General features: G+C 38.1%; 13 protein-coding genes. 12 read left to right on the top strand and 1 reads right to left on the bottom strand.

From position 1 onward, the window contains the following. Window positions 1–40: 40 nt before the first annotated feature. The 5 genes from EFD62_RS04890 (at window position 41) to spo0A (ending at window position 5,943) form a co-directional block, all read left to right on the top strand. Window positions 41–910 carry an NAD(+)/NADH kinase gene (locus EFD62_RS04890; protein WP_069193651.1) on the top strand — a complete coding sequence of 290 codons (870 nt, stop codon included), beginning with the start codon at window positions 41–43 and terminating at the stop codon, window positions 908–910. A 1-nt stretch (window position 911) separates the two neighbouring features. Further along, the gene (locus EFD62_RS04885; RefSeq protein ID WP_069193652.1) at window positions 912–1,373 is read left to right on the top strand and encodes an arginine repressor; all 462 of its coding nucleotides are present in this window, start codon (window positions 912–914) and stop codon (window positions 1,371–1,373) included. Window positions 1,374–1,465: 92 nt separating this feature from the next. Continuing rightward, entirely contained in the window at window positions 1,466–3,187 is a 1,722-nt protein-coding gene (gene recN, locus EFD62_RS04880; protein ID WP_069193653.1) for a DNA repair protein RecN, read from the top strand. A 256-nt stretch (window positions 3,188–3,443) separates the two neighbouring features. Next, window positions 3,444–4,781: a SpoIVB peptidase gene (gene spoIVB, locus EFD62_RS04875; RefSeq protein WP_069193654.1), complete on the top strand. Its 1,338-nt coding sequence runs from the start codon at window positions 3,444–3,446 to the stop codon at window positions 4,779–4,781. Between the two features lie 352 nt (window positions 4,782–5,133). Beyond that, on the top strand, window positions 5,134–5,943 hold the full coding sequence (gene spo0A, locus EFD62_RS04870; RefSeq protein WP_069193655.1) for a sporulation transcription factor Spo0A: 810 nt from the start codon (window positions 5,134–5,136) through the stop codon (window positions 5,941–5,943). A 44-nt stretch (window positions 5,944–5,987) separates the two neighbouring features. Here the strand turns inward: spo0A and EFD62_RS04865 are convergent, their stop codons facing one another. Next, window positions 5,988–6,710 (bottom strand): MBL fold metallo-hydrolase, encoded by a 723-nt coding sequence (locus tag EFD62_RS04865; protein WP_069193656.1) that lies wholly within the window; start codon window positions 6,708–6,710, stop codon window positions 5,988–5,990. A gap of 312 nt (window positions 6,711–7,022) precedes the next feature. On the opposite strand from EFD62_RS04865, the gene EFD62_RS04860 reads away from it, so the two are divergent. Genes EFD62_RS04860 through EFD62_RS04830 form a run of 7 tightly spaced genes read left to right on the top strand, consistent with a single transcriptional unit; the run spans window position 7,023 to window position 15,137 of the window. After that, window positions 7,023–7,376, top strand: coding sequence for a response regulator (locus tag EFD62_RS04860; protein ID WP_069193657.1), 354 nt, complete (start codon window positions 7,023–7,025; stop codon window positions 7,374–7,376). 51 nt (window positions 7,377–7,427) lie between these two features. Continuing rightward, window positions 7,428–9,563 (top strand): chemotaxis protein CheA, encoded by a 2,136-nt coding sequence (locus tag EFD62_RS04855; protein ID WP_128705815.1) that lies wholly within the window; start codon window positions 7,428–7,430, stop codon window positions 9,561–9,563. Window positions 9,564–9,577: 14 nt separating this feature from the next. Then, window positions 9,578–10,069: a chemotaxis protein CheW gene (locus EFD62_RS04850; RefSeq protein ID WP_069193659.1), complete on the top strand. Its 492-nt coding sequence runs from the start codon at window positions 9,578–9,580 to the stop codon at window positions 10,067–10,069. Window positions 10,070–10,097: 28 nt separating this feature from the next. After that, window positions 10,098–10,916, top strand: coding sequence for a CheR family methyltransferase (locus tag EFD62_RS04845; protein ID WP_069193660.1), 819 nt, complete (start codon window positions 10,098–10,100; stop codon window positions 10,914–10,916). Between the two features lie 7 nt (window positions 10,917–10,923). Continuing rightward, on the top strand, window positions 10,924–11,964 hold the full coding sequence (locus tag EFD62_RS04840; protein WP_172406016.1) for a protein-glutamate methylesterase/protein-glutamine glutaminase: 1,041 nt from the start codon (window positions 10,924–10,926) through the stop codon (window positions 11,962–11,964). Window positions 11,965–11,979: 15 nt separating this feature from the next. Next, window positions 11,980–14,679 carry a PAS domain S-box protein gene (locus EFD62_RS04835; RefSeq protein WP_069193661.1) on the top strand — a complete coding sequence of 900 codons (2,700 nt, stop codon included), beginning with the start codon at window positions 11,980–11,982 and terminating at the stop codon, window positions 14,677–14,679. Window positions 14,680–14,729: 50 nt separating this feature from the next. Then, entirely contained in the window at window positions 14,730–15,137 is a 408-nt protein-coding gene (locus EFD62_RS04830) for a response regulator (protein ID WP_069193662.1), read from the top strand. Window positions 15,138–15,281: the final 144 nt, after the last annotated feature.

Below are 15,281 nucleotides of genomic sequence, written 5' to 3'. Positions count from 1 at the left end.
GCTTTGAGGGATTGTAACTTTTTAGAATTAGAGGGATATAATGTTGAAGATAGGAATAATACCTAATGAAGATAAAGACGAGGGTCTTAAATATACAAGGATCCTTATGGACAGTATAAGAAAATGGGGCGGGACGGCCCTTGTATGCGACGATGTTGCATCAAAGACCGGGGATAAAGAGTTGAATATTAATGAAGACAAGATGGTTGATATGTCGGATGTGATGGTGTGTCTTGGTGGGGATGGTACCTTTCTTAAGGCTGCTAGGACAATTGTAGCAAAACGCAAGCCTCTTTTGGGGGTCAATCTTGGAAAGCTGGGCTTTTTGGCCGATGTTGATAAAAACGACATTGAAAAAGCGGCAAAGCATCTGGTTGAAGGTGAATTCACTATTGATGAAAGAATGATGCTAGATACCGCTATTGTGAGGGATGGAAAGGTTGTAGCCGAGGATATTGTACTCAATGATGTTGTTATTTCCAGAGGAGCGATATCTAGGATTTTACACCTCAAGACATACATTAATGATGCATTTATGGACCTCTATCCTGGGGATGGACTGATTATTTCAACACCGACTGGCTCAACAGCCTATTCTCTTTCCGCTGGGGGGCCCTTAGTGGAGCCGGACGTAGATTTAATTATTTCTACTCCTATATGTCCGCATCTTTTGTATTCAAGATCCTTTATAACTACGGCTGACAGGGTGATAAAGGTGGTAGTTGCCGAGAGTAGTCACCACGAAGCAATGGTTACCGTAGATGGACAGAATGGATATGAGGTCAGAGGAGGGGACATAATCATAACGAAGAAATCCCAGGTAAGAATGCCTATGGTAAGGTTTAATGAGAAAAACTTTTTCGATGTGTTAAGGGGTAAAATTTATGATAGAGGAGAGAGTATGAAGTAATATGAAATACAGCAGGCAGGCGAAAATACTTGAGATTATTGATAAAGAGGTCATCGAGACTCAGGAGGAGATTGCTGACAGACTGAAGAAAGCAGGGATGGAAGTTACCCAGGCTACGATATCAAGAGATATAAAGGAGCTAAGGCTCATCAAAGTGATGACAGCAGATGGACGGTACAAGTATGCACCTTTTTCCAATACTGACAATACTGTGTTAAATAGGCTTATGACAATATTTTCAGAGTCTTATGTTTCAAGTGATTATGCAAACAATATAGTGGTGGTTAAAACATTACCGGGTATGGCACAGGCATCGGCATCGGCAATTGACTCCATGAACCGCTCGGAGATAGTTGGCTCAATAGCTGGAGATGATACTGTAATTATTGTTTGCAGGACTGAAAAGATTGCCAAGGAGCTTGTTGAAAAGCTGAGCAAACTTGTAAAATTCGATGATAGATGATGGATGTCGGTATTCCTCTTACATTGTTGTTTAGATGGATTAAATATCATTTCTTATAAATTATTAATTCTGAAAGAAGTGAGGGTTTGGTCATGCTTCAACGATTGGAAATTCAGAATGTAGCTATAATTGATAGGGTTGGAATTGAGTTGGGAGAAGGGCTTAATGTGTTGACCGGCGAAACGGGAGCGGGTAAGTCCATTATAATTGACTCAATAAATGCAATTCTGGGTCAAAGGCTGTCTAAAGAGCTTATAAGGACAGGCAGGGATAAGGCTGTTGTTGAAGCTGTTTTTCAAGTTGATAAGGACAGACTTTCGGATCTTTTTGAGGGGTTTGGAATTGAATGGGAAGAAGATGGTACACTGGTTGTATCAAGGGAGTTTACCACCTCAGGAAAGAATACCTGCAGAATTAACGGCAGAATTGCAACGGTTTCAATGCTAAAGCAAATAGGCGAGAGACTCATTGATGTGCATGGACAGCATGACAATCAGTCCCTTCTTAGAATCGAAAGCCATATTGACCTTTTGGACTCCTTTGCCTCATCCAAGCTTCAGGGCCTGAAAGATGAGTATTTGAAGCATCTTGAGGAATATCGAAAGATTAAGAGCAAATTGAAGAGCTTGGTCGGTGACAGAAATGAAAGGGAGCGTAAAATAGATATTCTCAAATTTCAAATTGATGAAATAAAAAAGGCAAAGCTAAAGACCGGTGAAGAAGAGGAACTTTCAAGACAAAGGGAAGTATTGGTTAATTCTGAAAAAATTACAAACACCCTCTCGACCGCATATGAGTTTTTGGGCACCGGAAGCAAATTTGGAGAGTCGGCCCTGGATATAATAAATAAGTCAGTGCTGGATTTTGGTAATATTGAGGGATTTGATGATAAATACGGCTCATTGAAAAAGAGAATTGAAGCAGTTGCTATTGAACTTGACGATATTGTTTCCGAAATCCGTAGCTTCAGGGACGATGTGGAATATGACCCAAACCTTCTTATGCAGATTGAAGAAAGACTTGATGTACTATATAGGCTTAAAAAGAAATATGGAGATTCGGTAGAAGAGATTCTGGAGTATAAGGCTGAAGTACAGAAGGAATTGAACGAAATTTTAAATAATGAAGATTTGGTGAAGGAGCTAAATGAAAACCTTCTAGAAGAAGATAAAGAGCTATACCGATTGGCAAAGGAAATAAGCAATGAGAGAGTCAAAGCGTCGAAGCTTCTTGAAGAAAGGATAGGAGAAGAGCTTAAGGACCTGGAAATGAAAAGTACCAGCCTTAAGGTAAAAATAGATTTTGACGATTCAATGGATAAGGCTGAAAGAAAATATAATAACAATGGTCTTGACCGGGTTGAGTTTATGATTTCTACCAATGTGGGTGAGCCCTTAAAGCCCCTGGCAAAGATAGCCTCCGGGGGAGAAATGTCAAGGGTAATGCTTGCCATAAAGACAATTCTTGCAAAAGTAGATAAAATGCCTACAATGATATTTGACGAGATTGACATTGGGATAAGCGGTATTGCTGCCCAGAAGGTGGGAGAGAAGCTTTGCTACATCTCGAAGACCCATCAGGTTATATCCGTTACCCATCTGGCACAAATAGCTTGTATGGCAGACAATAACTATTATATTGACAAGATGACCGAAAACGGCAATACAAAGACAGTAGTTAAAAAGCTCGATGAAAAAGGAAAGAGGGATGAGATTGCTAGGATTATCGGGGGAGCAAGTATTACCGATATCACATTAAAGCATGCAGAAGAAATGCTTGACAATGCAAGAGAATTTAAAAACAAGAGAATCTAATAAATAGATTTTTCAAATAGCCATAAAAAAGCTTAGGAGAAGGATAATCCTAAGCTTTTTTTCTTTTATTTTATTTAGATCACGCTGCCTATTTTTTAACATTATTTCAGTACTGTTTTTGGTGAATAAATAAAGTTATTATAGGTTAATTTAATGTTAGTAATCGAGGGCAAAAATAATCAATGTCGCAATGATTATGTAAATAAATTTTTTAGAATTTTTGCTTTCCAAAACAAGACACCAGGAGGTGATCGGTTTGAAATTTATAAAACCCACAAAAAGAAAGTTAATAGTTTTTTTTAGCGTTTGTGCTGCAGTATTGACTATAACATATATAAGAATAATTTTTATTTTTCCGAATCAGTTAACATTATTCGAAGATCAAGAATATACTTATAAATTCACAAACCCATTTCTTGTAAACCTTGTAAATTTCAAATCAGATAATAATGATATATTAATATTTGACAGTGAAGACTCAAAAGTGAATAATGGTTATAAGGGAGCTGGAAACAGGGTAATGTTTAAAGCCAGCAAGCTGGGCAGAACAAGCTTGAGCTTAAAGCTTTTAGGACTCATTCCTCTAAAAACCATGTATGTTGACGTTGTACCGTATAAAGAGGTTGTAGCCTGTGGAAATACTGTAGGTGTAAAAATAAAGGTAGACGGAATATTGGTTATCGGATTGTCGGATGTTGAAACCAATGATGGGAAGAAGCTGCTTCCGGCCAGGGATTCGGGGCTAAAACCGGGAGATCTCATTTTTGAAATAAACAACAACCGGATTGATACTGCCTATGATTTGATAAGTGAAGTAGAAAAAAGCATGGGTGAAAACATATGGGTAAAATATAAGAGAGGAAACAGCTACAACAATGCAAAAATGACACCGGTCAAATCGGTTGAGGATAATAAGTACCGTGTGGGGATGTGGGTGAGAGACAGCACAGCAGGTATTGGTACTCTGACATTCTATGACCCGGGGACAAAAGGTTTTGGAGCACTGGGACACGGAATCACTGATATTGATACGGGGTCCATTATGCCTGTTGAAAGAGGAGAACTCATTGAATCAAATATTCTGACTATAAAAAGAGGTACAAAGGGCAATCCTGGAGAACTTAAGGGTGTACTGATAGAAGATAGCGGTAGCTTGGGAAAAATAATTAAAAACAGCCATTATGGCATATATGGAACTTTAAACGATACGGCTTTGGACAAATTCTCAAACGTCAGGTATCCAATAGCATTAAGAAATGATATAAAGGAGGGGCCTGCTACCATACTTGCCAACATAGACGGAAAAAATGTTGAAGAGTATAGTATTGAGATTGAGAAGGTTTCAAGGAAAAGTGCCAATGGTTTGAAGGGAATGATTATTAGGGTGACTGACGACAGACTTCTTGAAGCAACGGGAGGAATTGTTCAGGGTATGTCAGGAAGTCCTATCTTACAGGATGGTAAGCTGGTAGGAGCTGTAACTCATGTACTGGTGAATGACCCTACAAGAGGGTATGGCATACTAATTGAGTGGATGATTAAGAATATGGCTGATGCCAATTTGCAAAATCTTGAAATGGCCAATGCTTCTTAAGGGAAATTATTACTTCATCAATAGTTTTCGTGGGGCATTAAAATATGTGTATTTTCGTAGGGAGGATACACATATTTTACATAAACTGCATATTTCCCGGAATTTTGCATATTTCCGAGGAATTTTAAGATATTCCTTTTAGATTGACAAATTTAATAAAAGATTTGTTCGCGTTACAAAATCCATAAATACCAGTGATTACAGGAAATGAATGAGCGCTATTATATATGTAAAATGAGCAGTATAAAAAGCAATTTAATTACCCAGTATATTGAAATTTTGTCGAATAGACAATATAATAATGCTATAAATTTACTAACAGTCTTTTACAAAAAGTTAAGGGGGAGTCAATTTGTCGTCAAATAAGATTCGGGTTGTAATTGCGGATGATAATAGGGAGTTTGGTGATATTTTATATGAATATCTTAACAATCAGGAAGATATTGAGGTGGTTGGTGTAGCAAGAGACGGTATCGAAGCCTATGACCTTATAGTTGAGAAGCTTCCTGACATTGCGATACTTGATATTATTATGCCACATTTAGATGGATTGGGCGTTTTGGAGAAAATAGGGGCAACTGCAATCGCCAAGAGACCTCTGTTTATTATTCTCTCTGCGGTAGGCCAGGATAAGATAACACAAAGAGCGCTGGCACTTGGAGCGGAATACTATGTTGTAAAACCTTTTGATATGGAGGTTTTGATTTCAAGAATAAGGCAGCTGAAGAACGTAAACCAATCTAACGTTATAAGACAGGAGCATATCGCCAGTGAAATCAAAGCATCCTATCACCTGCCTCAGCCAAAGAATCTTGAAGCAGAGGTAACAAACATTATGCATGAAATAGGCGTACCGGCACATATAAAAGGTTATCAGTACTTAAGGGATGCTATAATAATGGTTGTTAAGGACCTTGACGTGATAAACTCAATTACTAAGCAGTTATATCCTTCGATAGCAAAGGAATACAATACGACACCCAGCAGAGTTGAAAGGGCAATAAGACACGCTATTGAAGTGGCATGGAGCAGAGGACAGATTGATACAATAGATTCATTGTTTGGCTATACTATAAATATCGGGAAGGGTAAACCAACAAACTCAGAGTTTATAGCAATGGTAGCCGACAAGCTGAGATTGGAAATGAAGATAGCTACATAATGCCAAAGGGAAATATGAAAAAGGTATAGAGGCGGTAATAGATTTTAAGGCATAGACTTAGGATTTATTACTGCTTCGACTACATTAAAGCCCAGCTTTAATGCCTCATCTCTGGCGAATTTGGGGTCAATGTGCATGCAATAGACCTTATGCCGAAGCTCCGGCTTTATCATTTTTGCAAGCCTTCCAAGGTAAAAATGAGGATTTTCGTTATAGTCAATTCCACAGGTATCCTGATATAAAAAATGAATGGTACCTTTTTCCAAGCCTTCCAGCACGAAATTGTCAATGGAATTGGAATCGCCGCTGTAATATAATGTGGAACCGTCAAATTTGAAGATAAATCCATAAGACGGAATTAAATCTACATGGGTACACTTGTGGAATGAAATTTCCATACAAAAATCATTATTATTAATTATAGTATTCTGAGAGCTTAAAACTTCATAATAATCGCTTTTTACGCCCATACTGCCCAGAATCGTGTCAATAAAATTCTTTTCGGGAAAAAGAATCTTTGGTTTTATGTTTCGAATATAGTGGGAATAAAAAACCAGTTCACCGAGACTTCCTATATGATCGGGATGAGTATGAGTTATAATAATATATAGTTCTGAAACATCATCTATAAGATTTAGGCTGCGAAGTCTGCCAAATACGGTACTGCCGCAGTCGAACAGAATAAAGCATTTGTCTTTCTTTATGTAAGCACTGTTATTGCCCAGTTGGGTATTAAAAGCACTACCTATTCCGAGAAAATTTATCATCCATCCAACCTCGCCTCGACCTAAGTATTTATAATATAATAAAAATTTACTGTTAATAATAGTATAATAGAATTCGATATAAACATCAAATGAATATTTTTTTACTTGATAAAATTGAAAACAAATGTCATAATATTTACATAACATATTTATTCTGACTTTAAATACATATCTTTGTTTTATTCATAAATATAAGGAAACGCAAGTCTGTAATTATTTAATCTGAATTTCCAGAATGCAAGGGGAAGTAATTTAGCTCTAATCCATGGTATTGAGTATGCAATAAACTAAAAAACATGGGAGTGTGAAGAAATGAAAAGAATCTTAATAGTTGACGATGCAGGATTTATGAGGACATCCCTCAAGATGATGCTGGAGAGACATGGACATGAGGTGGTTGGAGAAGCCGAAAACGGTATAATTGCTGTCACCAAGTATAAGGAAATGAAGCCGGATATAGTTACTATGGATATAACTATGCCAGTATGCGACGGGATAAAGGCAGTGAAGTTGATTAAAGAGTTTGATCCCAATGCAAAAGTTATAATGATTTCCTCAATGGGTCAGGAGTGCTTTGTAAAGGATGCAATTTTAGCAGGTGCCAAAGGATTCATTGTAAAACCCTTTAAGGAAGATTATGTTATACAGGCTATCGAAAAGTTGTAATAGCACAAAAAAAATAAATAGTCAACAATAAAAACACGGGGGTGATAGAAATTGGCTGATAGCATTAGTCGTGAGCCGATGCTGGAAATGTTTATATTTGAAACGCTCCAGTTATTGGATCAATTAGAACAGTCACTTATTAGCAGTGAGAAGGAAAGCGGGTTTGAATCTTCAATTGATGAGATTTTCAGAATCATGCACACTATAAAGGGCTCAGCAGCCATGATGCTCTTTGATGATATATCAAAACTTGCCCATTCTATTGAAGACCTGTTCTTTTATCTGCGTGAGGAAAAGCCTGGGAATATTAATTCAACAGAAATCACAGATATTGTGTTAAATGGAGTTGACTTTATTAAGAATGAGACTGCAAAGATTGAAAATGGGCAGGAACCCGATGGAGATGCTACTGACTTTATAAAAGAAATAAGGGAATACTTAAGCAATTTGAAGAATGTGAGCAACGAGGGAACCAAATCAAATGATTCTGACTCATATCAGACATTAGAGGTTGAGAAGGATCAAAAGTACTATATAAGCTCAAATAAAATGGGATCAAGCCCAAAGAGTCATAAATATGAGGCTGTACTTAAATTTGAGGACCAGTGTGGTATGGAAAACATCAGGGCATTTTCTGTAATTCATGATTTAAAGGAAATAGCTGATGTAAATTATTTCTACCCTGAGGATGTTGTTGAGGGTAGCGGAGATAGTGAGATTATCCAGAAGGAAGGCTTCAGGATAGTGTTCAGTACTGATTTGGGACTTGATGATGTAAAGGACAGATTATCCCATACCCTTCTTCTTAAGAGTCTCGAAGTCTATGTGATAAATGAAGATCTCGAAGATGTAATAGAGAGCATGAAAGATACTAAGGAAGACGAACCGAAAGAAGAGGAGCAAAAGTTTGCAAAGGATATTGTTTTGAACGATCCTTTGGTTGATTCGGAACAAAGCGAACATTCTTCCGACAGGCACCATCTACAAGAGAAAAAAGCAAGTTCTTCGGGAGAGAATGTTGCAACCTCAAGCAAGCAAAGTGTTATAAGTGTTAACATAGCAAAACTTGACAAACTGATGGATTTGGTTGGTGAAATAGTTATTTCCGAAGCTATGGTAACGCAGAATCCCGACCTTGAGGGACTTCAACTGGATAATTTTCACAAGGCTGCAAGGCAGCTCAATAAATTGACAAATGAGCTGCAGGATGTGGTGATGTCAATCCGTATGGTTCCGCTGTCAATGACTTTCCAGAAGATGAACAGGATAGTTAGGGATATGGGCAAAAAACTGAATAAGTCAATAGAGCTCGAGATAATAGGAGAGGAAACCGAGGTTGACAAAAATATTATTGAACGCATATCCGATCCACTTATTCACCTTATAAGAAATGCTGTAGACCACGGACTTGAAGATACTCAAGAGAGAGTGGCAAAGGGAAAACCGCCGGAAGGAAAGATTACTCTTGAAGCTAAAAATGCCGGAGGGGATGTATGGATATTTGTAAAGGATGACGGAAGAGGGCTTAACCGGGAAAAAATTCTTAAGAAAGCAAGAAACGTGGGTCTTATACATAGGCCGGAGAACGAGCTTACGGATAAAGAAATATATTCATTTATTTTTATGCCCGGCTTTTCAACAAAGGAAAATGTAACTGAATTTTCCGGGCGTGGTGTGGGAATGGATATCGTAAGCAAAAACATCTCTATGGTGGGCGGAACAATTTTTGTTGACAGTATTCCGGATAATGGAACGATAATTTCAATCAAGTTACCTTTGACACTGGCCATTATTAACGGTATGAGTATTAAAGTCGGAAAATCCAGATATACAATACCGACAATATCAATTAAAGAGTCCTTTAAAGTAAAAAATGAAGCTATCATCAGAGATGCCGAAGGCAATGAAATGATCATGGTTAGAGGTGAAGTTTATCCTGTATTAAGACTTCACAAGTTCTATAAAATCGATACCGAAGTTAATGATATTAATGACGGAATAATTATTATGGTTGAAAATGACTCCAAGGTAATATGCATATTTGCAGATGAATTGCTAGGAGAGCAACAGGTAGTCGTCAAGGCACTTCCGAAGTATATAAGCAAGGTAAAGGGTATCGGAGGCTGTACACTTTTAGGCGACGGAAGCATAAGTCTTATATTTGATATTGCCGGATTAGTTAATTAGAAGGGGGTTTAGTCATGAGTGAAGTTTTGGAAAATGTTTTGGAATACGAAGAAGATACTCAAAAGGGCAAATACCTTACCTTTGTTATAGGGAAAGAGGTATACGGCATAGAGATTAAGTATGTTACCGAGATAATCGGTATACAGCAGATAACTGAAGTTCCTGAGCTGCCGCAATATATTAAAGGCATAATAAATCTAAGAGGAAAGATTATACCTGTTTTAGATGTAAGGCTAAGGTTTAAAAAGGAACCGATGGAGTATAATGACAGGACATGTATTGTGGTTGTTGACATTAAGGATATTTCCGTTGGTCTTATTGTGGACAGCGTTGCAGAAGTGGTATCTATCCCGGAAAATAATATAGTACCTCCTCCGGAGGCGAACACTGGTTTTAGCAACCACTACATTAAGGAAATCGGTAAGGTCGGTGATGAAGTTAAGCTGCTGCTTGACTGCAATAAGCTGTTGAATGACGAAGAGTGTGAAAATTTAAGTAATATCTGAAAAAATTATATTTAACTGGTGAGGTTAGATGTTGAATATTACTAAAAAAGAGTTTGATAGGCTTGCTGAATATGTCAAGAGCAACTATGGCATAAACTTGACGGAAAAGAAAAAGACATTGGTTGTAGGAAGGCTCCAAAATATTTTGCAGCAGAAGAATTTCAAAAGTTTTTCGGACTACTATGAATATGTGGTATCCGATACAACCGGCGAAGCGCTAACAACCCTTATAAACAAGATAACCACAAATCATACCTTTTTTATGAGGGAGCCGGATCACTTTGAATTTTTTGCTTCAAATGTTTTGCCGTACCTTTCGGCTACTATAAAGGGATCTATGGACCTTAGAATATGGAGTGCAGGATGCTCGAGCGGTGAGGAGCCCTACACTCTTGCAATGATAATCGCAGACTTTTTTGGTGCGCAAAAAGCATTCTGGGATACGCGGGTTTTGGCAACAGATATCTCCATGAATGTGATTCAAAAAGCTACCTGCGGCATTTATTCAAATGAACGCATTGAAGGGGTACCGGCAGCATGGAAAAGAAAGTATTTCAGAAAGGTAGATGAGGAAAATTGGGCTGTGGTGGATAGTATTCGAAATGAGGTTATATTCAGGATTTTTAACCTTATGAATACTTCCTTTCCCTTCAAAAAAAAGTTTCACGTTATCTTTTGTAGAAATGTAATGATATATTTTGATCAGCAGACCAAAACGGAACTGGTAAACAGATTCTATGAGTTTACTGAGCCGGGAGGATATTTGTTTATTGGACATTCAGAGTCTTTAAACCGAGAAGAAACCAGGTACAAATATATAATGCCAGCAGTCTATAGAAAGGAATAGATAGAGCTTGGATACTAAGAGAATCAGCATTAAAAGAAAAATTAGAGTCCTGGTAGTTGATGACTCGCTCTTGTTTAGAGAAAAAATTTCAAAGGGAATAGCACAGGATGCAGCAATCGAGGTGGTGGCAACAGCATCGGATCCCTATGCTGCTAGAGACAGGATTATTGAGTTTAAGCCGGATGTTATGACCTTGGATGTTGAAATGCCGAGAATGAATGGAATTGAGTTCTTAAAGCGGCTTATGCCTCAGTATCCTATTCCTGTTGTTGTGGTAAGTGCTGCAAGTCAGAATGTATTTGATGCTTTAAATGCCGGTGCTGTTGATTTTGTGACAAAGCCGGATTTGTCGAGCCAAAAAGGATTTGACTTCTTAATAAACGAGTTGATAATAAAAATTAAAATTGCTTCAACGGCAAAGGTGGGGCACTGGAAAAAAGAATATACCGTTTCAAAAGCCGTTGGAAGCTTAAACAGCGGAGCTTCAAATAAAATCATTGCTATTGGTGCATCTACCGGAGGTACTGAAGCAATATTCAACCTGCTGAAATTACTTCCTAGGGATATACCGGGAACTGTTATTGTTCAGCATATGCCCCCGGTATTTACCAGAATGTATGCAGAAAGACTAAATAACTCGTGCGTTATGGAAGTCAGGGAAGCGAAAAACGGAGATAGGGTTTGCCCGGGGACGGTATTGATTGCACCGGGGGATTATCATATGACACTCAAAAAAAGCGGAACAGGCTACATAGTAGAGTGTGTTAAAGGTGAAAAGGTCAGCGGGCATTGCCCGTCAGTGGATGTGCTTTTTAATTCAGTTGCTCAGGTAGCCGGTAAAAATGCTGTAGGTATAATACTTACAGGCATGGGCCGGGACGGTGCAAGTGGTCTTTTAGCGATGAGACAAAAAGGCGCACGGACATTGGGGCAGGATGAAAAATCCTGTGTTGTATACGGAATGCCAAAAGTCGCCTTCGAAATAGGAGCCGTTGAAAAGCAGGCTTCTCTAGAAGCAATGCCGCAATTGGTATATTCAATGCTGTAATAAGCTGTAATAGAATTGCGGCTTAAGAAAAGTAAAAAAACCGAGGTGAAGGATAATTTGAATGAGGACCTCGAAGTACTGGTAGCAGGAGAAGACCTGGGTCTTATAGCTACTATAGAAAATGCGTTGTTGGATATGGGGTACAAGTGTTTCATAAGAATTGTGAGGACACGTAATGAATTCAAGTATTATTTAGTGAAGAATACCTTTGATATTGTGTTTGTTGACTATTGCAAAGATCTTTCTTTTGCTGATGCAATAGAGTTATTGCATGGGCTTAATGCAGAGGTACCGATTATTGTGCTTTTAGAAGAGGATAATAGTGAACAAGGGTACGAAATGGCGAAATTAGGAGCTGACGACTACTGCATTAAGGGAGATATTACAAGGTTAAAATCCATTGTATTTAAGAAGTGCCTAGAGTATGAACAGAAAAGAGCGCAAAAAAGATTTGAAACTGAGCTAATTGAGGAAAATGAAAGATTAGTAGTAACCTTAGAGAGTATAGGAGACGGCGTAATTGTCACTGACGAAAAGGGAACTGTAATTATGATGAACAAAGCAGCCCAGGAGCTGACAGGCTATTCTTCTAGTTGTTCAATTGGGAAACCTCTCTCTGAAGTTTTTGAGATAATAAATGGCGTTAGCTGTGAGCCTGAACCAAACCCCTATGAAAGGGTGTTGGTGGAGCGAAAAACTGTGGGGCTTAGGAAAAATACTATGCTAGTCTCAAAAGATGGGACACTAAGATATGTCTCGGCAAGCACTGCCCCCATAAAGAATTCTGACAGAAGAATAATGGGCGTGGTTGTGGTTTTCAGGGACATAACAAGAATAAGAAAAGCGGAGGAGAAACTTCATAAGTTGTCTCAGGCGGTGGAGCAAAGTCCCGGTATTATTGTGATGGCTGACACCCATGGAAATATTGAATACGTAAATCGCCGGTTTACTCAGGTAACGGGATACAGCTTTAATGAAGCAGTGGGAAAAAGTCTTTTCTTTATGGAGATGCAAGCGGGCACTAAAGAAAAATATAGTGAAATGATTGAGGCGATAGCTTCAGGTAAAGAATGGAGAGGAGAAATTAAGCATAAGTCAAAAGACGACATAATATTTTGGGAATACGCATGCTATTATCCCATAATTGACTCCGAAGGTGTCATAACGAATTACCTGAAAGTTTCAGAAGATATTACTGAAAGGAAGTTAATGTCGGAAAACCTTTTTAAGGCAAAGGAGGCAGCGGAGGCTGCAAACCGAGCAAAGAGCGAATTCCTTGCAAACATGAGTCATGAAATACGGACTCCGTTAAATGGAATAATCGGGATGACCAATCTCACTTTGCAGACGGAATTGACAGGTGATCAGAGGGAGAACCTCAATATTATAAACTCCTGTGCAGACCTGCTTCTTAGGGTTATAAACGACATTTTGGACTATTCAAAGATAGAAGCAGGAAAAATGACTTTGGAAAATGTCAAGTTTGACCTTTTGAACCTACTGGAAAGGACATACAAGTCTCATGTTGCACAATTAAAGGAAAAAGGGCTAAAGCTCAGCTACAGTGTGCAAAAGGGAATACCTAGAATTTTGGTAGGTGATCCCGGACGGCTACAGCAGGTTTTGAACAACCTGATTTCCAATGCTGTAAAATTCACTGATGTTGGCGAGGTAAGAATATCTGCGGATATTGTTGATAAAAGAGATGATTCCATAAAGTTAAAATTTAGTGTATCGGACACAGGAATAGGTATAGATAGTGATAAAATCGGGCTATTGTTTAAAAGCTTCAGTCAGGTTGATAGTTCTATTACCAGAAAGTATGGAGGTACAGGCTTAGGACTTGCTATTTCAAAGCAGCTTGTTGAGATGATGAATGGCGAAATCTGGGTTGAGAGCAAAAAGGAAAAAGGAAGCACTTTCTATTTTACGGCAAGTTTTAAGCGAAAGGATAAAAGTAACGTTCCGACAGAAAACTCTGTAAATATCAAGACGGGATTACCTGAACGAAGACTCAATATATTAGTCGCTGAGGATGATAAAGTTAATCAGCTGGTGGTATTGGGTATGTTGAAAAATGAGCAGTATTCTATCACAATTGCAGAGAATGGTATAGAAGCAATTAAGCTATTCGAAGAAAATGAGTTTGACCTTATACTGATGGATATTCAGATGCCGCAACTGGATGGTATCGAAGCGACGAAGAGAATAAGAAAGATGGAGGAAGGAACTTTCAGACACATTCCTATTATTGCAGTTACTGCGTACGCTCTTCAGGATGATAGGGAAAAGTTTTTAGAAGCGGGAATGGATGATTATATTCCCAAGCCCTTTTCCTTTGATGACTTTTATGCAGCAGTAAACAGGGTAGTATACCATGATGAACAACCCGGCGGCAAAATACAGAAAATGAAAAAGAGTGAAGATGAAGATATAGAGCAAAGCGAAGAAACTATTGAGTCTATAGCTATAAATAAGACTGAAATGGATTTGAGTTTTGAAGATATAATGAATAGACTGAATCTTTCCATATTGAATGAAAACTTTGTTGCGATTGATAAAAGTGCTCTAATGGTAAAAGAGTTTGCCCAGAGCAAGGGTTTTGAGAAAGTAAAAAGTCTTGCTTTCAGGATACAACTTCTTGCGAGGAAAAATCAGCTTGAGAATGTTAAACAGCTTTATGAGGAACTGAAACAGGAGGTTGACAAACTTTAGTAAGTAAGAATGAAACAAATATAATAATATCTATGGAAAGGGGTAATAAAATGAGGATACTAATTGCAGAAGACGATTTTGCCAGCAGGAAGTTTTTGTACAAGTTTCTTTCTTCTTACGGGGAATGTGACATTACTATAGACGGAATTGAAGCTGTTGACGCTTTTATGCTTGCCCTTGACGAAGGAAAACCCTATGACTTGGTATGCCTTGACATTATGATGCCAAAGCTTGACGGAACAAAGGCTTTAAAGGCAATAAGAGATGTGGAAAAGCAAAAGGGGATTAAAGGTGATGATCGGGTGAAGGTTGTAATGACCACAGCTTTGAATGATACGACAAATGTATATACTGCATTTGAATCGGGATGTGAAGCCTATGCAGCAAAGCCTATAGACACAGAAAAGTTTGTGGATGTTTTGAAGAGAATAGGATTAATCGGCGGCAGTGAAGTATAATAGAATGCAAAAACAAAGAGAATGTTGAAAATTTTGTGTATAAGAGAATGAAAAGACTCCTTCTTGGCAAGAATTACAAAATAATATCCAAGGAGGAGATTTTTTATGTCAACATTATCAAAAGAGCAAGTGAAAGAAATAATT

Source organism: Acetivibrio mesophilus (assembly GCF_004102745.1).
Classification (GTDB): domain Bacteria; phylum Bacillota; class Clostridia; order Acetivibrionales; family Acetivibrionaceae; genus Hungateiclostridium; species Hungateiclostridium mesophilum.
This window is presented reverse-complemented; position numbering and strand designations above follow the sequence as displayed.